General features: G+C 68.1%; 1 protein-coding gene. It reads left to right on the forward strand.

Going from position 1 to position 3,453, the window contains the following annotated elements; genetic code table 11:
- Positions 1-15: 15 nt before the first annotated feature.
- A partial coding sequence (locus ACN269_RS35325; RefSeq protein WP_421477782.1) for an amino acid adenylation domain-containing protein occupies positions 16-3,453 on the forward strand: 3,438 nt, incomplete at its 3' end.

Here is a 3,453-nt window from a genome sequence, read left to right on the forward strand (position 1 = left end):
TCCGATGAGTACCTGATGTTGTTGGTGGCCCACCACATCGCCTGGGACGACGGCAGCTGGGAGGTGTTCTTCGGAGACCTCACCCGTGCCTACACCGGTGGCGAGCTGGGGCCCGAGCGCCATGCTCCGATTCCGGCGGCCGCCAACACCGATGCCGACCTCGAGTACTGGCGCGCGGTGATGGCCGACCCACCCGAACCGCTGGAACTGCCCGGTCCGCACGGGTCTGCGATACCCACCAGCTGGCGGTCGGCACGGGCCACGCTGCGACTGCCCGCGGCCACCGCAGATCGGGTTGCGGCCTTGGCGGCTGAGTCCAACGGAACGCCGTACTCGGTGCTGCTGGCCGTGTTCGCCACCCTGATCTACCGCTATACCCATACCGATGATTTCCTGGCCGTCACGCCGGTTTTGAACCGGATGACAGGCACCGACGACTCGATCGGCTACTACGGCAACACGGTTGCGATGCGGCTGCGCCCGAAGGCGTCGATGACGTTCCGCGACCTGCTGATCCAGAGTCGCGATACGGCGCTGGGCGCGTTCGCACATCAAACCATCAACCTGGACCACGTCGTCCGGGTGCTGAACCCCGACCGGCGCCACGGCGCCGAGCGGATGACCCGGGTGAGCTTCGGCTTCCGCGGACCTGACCGGTTCGGCTTCACCCCGCCCGGTGTGCGCTGTGAACGCGCCGAACTGCGCAGCCAGCTCACCCAGCTGCCACTGGGCATCATGATCGAATTCGACGCTGACCCCGCCGGCGCAGGCGTGCTCGTCGAAGTCGAACACCTGCTGGAGATCATCGGCCCCGAACTGGGTGACCAATTGCTGCGCCATTTCGCCGAGCTGCTCGAGGATGCGTTGTCGCGGCCCGACGCCACACTGGCCCAGCTGCGGCTGATGAGCCCGGCAGACGAAGTTTGGCTGCGGCAGGCGTCCCACGGCGAGGAATTCCACACCGCGCCAAACACGCTCGCCGACCTGGTGCAGGCGCAGGTTGCCCGTACCCCGGACGCCGTCGCGGTGGTCTACGAAGGGCGCTACTTCACCTACCGGGAGGTCAACGAGGCCGCCAACCGGATCGCGCACTGGCTGATCGATCAGGGCATCGGCGCCGAGGACCGCGTCGCAGTGCTGCTGGACAAGTCCCCGGAACTGATCGTCACTGCGCTGGGCGTCGCGAAGGCGGGTGCGGTGTACCTGCCGATCGATCCGACCTACCCCGACGATCGGTTGTCGTTCATCCTGGGCGACTGCGACGCCAAACTGGTGCTGCGCGAGCCGCCGACGGACGTGGACGGCTACCGCACCGACAATCCCGACGATGCGCAGCGGGTCCGCCCACTGCGGCCGGACAACACGGCATACCTGATCTACACCTCGGGTACCACCGGGCTGCCCAAGGGTGTGCCGGTGCCGCACCGGCCGATCGCCGAGTACTTCGTCTGGTTCAAGGACGACTACCAGGTCGACGCGGAGGACCGGTTGCTACAGGTCGCGTCGCCGAGCTTCGATGTGTCGATCGCCGAGGTGTTCGGCACGCTGGCCTGCGGCGCGCGCATCGTCGTTCACAAGCCCGGTGGGCTCAACGACATCGGCTACCTGACCGACCTGCTGCACCGCGAGGGCATCACGGCCATGCATTTCGTGCCGTCGCTGCTGGGCCTGTTCCTGTCGCTGCCCGGGGTCAACCAGTGGCGCACCCTGCAGCGCGTCCCGATCGGCGGTGAACCCCTGCCCGGCGAGGTGGCCGACAAGTTCCACGCCACCTTCGACGCGTTGTTGCACAACTTCTACGGGCCCACCGAAACGGTGGTCAACGCCAGCCGCTACAAGGTGCAGGGTAAACAGGGCACCCGCATCGTGCCGATCGGCCGGCCCAAGATCAACACCACGATGTACCTGCTCGACGACGCGCTGCAACCGGTTCCGGTGGGTGTGCTCGGGGAGATCTACATCGGCGGAACGCATGTCGCGCATGGCTATCATCAACGTCCCGGGCTGACCGCCGAACGCTTCATCGCTGACCCGTTCACCCCGGGCGCACGGTTGTACCGGACCGGCGATCTGGCGCGGCGCAACGCCGAGGGCGACATCGAGTTCGTCGGCCGGGCCGATGAGCAGGTCAAGATCCGGGGCTTCCGGATCGAACTCGGCGATGTGGCCGCGGCCATCTCGGTGGACCCCAGCGTCGGGCAGGCGGTCGTGGTGGTCTGCGAACTGCCCGCGCTGGGCAGAAGCCTGGTCGGATACGTGACACCCGCCGATGGCGACCGCGATTCCGTTGACCTGGACCGGATCAAGGCCCGGGTTGCAGCGGCGCTGCCCGAGTACATGGTGCCGGCCGGCTTCGTCGTGCTCGATGAGATCCCGATCACCACACACGGCAAGATCGACCGGCCGGCGCTCCCGGTTCCGGAGATCTCGTCGGGAACCGAATTCCGCGCGCCCACGACCGAATCGGAGCGCCGGCTGGCCGCCCTGTTCGGCGAACTGCTCAGCCGCGACGATGTCGGGGCCGACGATTCGTTCTTCGAACTCGGCGGGCACTCGCTGCTGGCGACCAAGCTGGTGGCCGCGGTGCGCTCCCGGCTCGGTGTCGACCTGGGCGTCCGGGAGATCTTCGAACTCGAGACGGTGGCGAGGCTGGCCGAGTACGTCGACGCCGCGGTGGCGTCGGGCGCCCCGGCCCGACCCCGGTTGACCGCGTCCCCCGTAGACGGTCCGGTGCGACTCTCGGCGTCGCAGCTGCGATCCTGGTTCGGCTATCGCATCGACGGTCCCAGCGCGGTGAACAACATCCCGTTCGCCGCCGAACTGCGCGGCCGTTTCGATGTCGACGCGCTGGCGCTGGCCGTCGGCGACGTCGTCGACCGCCACGAGATCCTACGAACCACCTACCGGGAGATCGACGGGGTGCCGCACCAGATCATCAACCCGGCAGCGGGACTGGCTGTTCGCACCGAACGGGGTACCGGTGACCAGTGGCTGCACCGCGAACTGGACCGCGACCGGCGCCACGCGTTCGACCTGGAGTACGAGTGGCCGATTCGAGCGTCGATCCTCAGCACCGATGATGACCGGCATGTGCTGTCGCTGGTGCTGCACCACATTGCCGGCGATCACTGGTCGGCGACGGTGCTGTACTCCGACATGCTGACCGCCTACCGCGCCCGCCGGGCCGGGCGGCCACCCTCCTGGGCGCCCCTGGAGCTGCAGTACGCCGACTACAGCGTCTGGCAGGCCGGGCTGTTCGGCGACGATGCCGGCATCGTCGGCCCGCAGCGGGAGTACTGGCGTACCCAACTCGCCGGGCTGCCCGACGAGACGGGGCTGCGGCCGGATTTCGCTCGGCCGGTGTTGCCCAGCGGCAGTGGAGATTCGGTCGAGTTCGCCATCGATGCGGCCACCCGGGACAAGCTGGCCGCCCTGTGCCGCGAGCTCGGTGTC

It is taken from the genome of Micromonospora sp. WMMD736 (assembly GCF_049179015.1).
In the GTDB taxonomy this organism is placed as follows: domain Bacteria; phylum Actinomycetota; class Actinomycetes; order Mycobacteriales; family Micromonosporaceae; genus Micromonospora.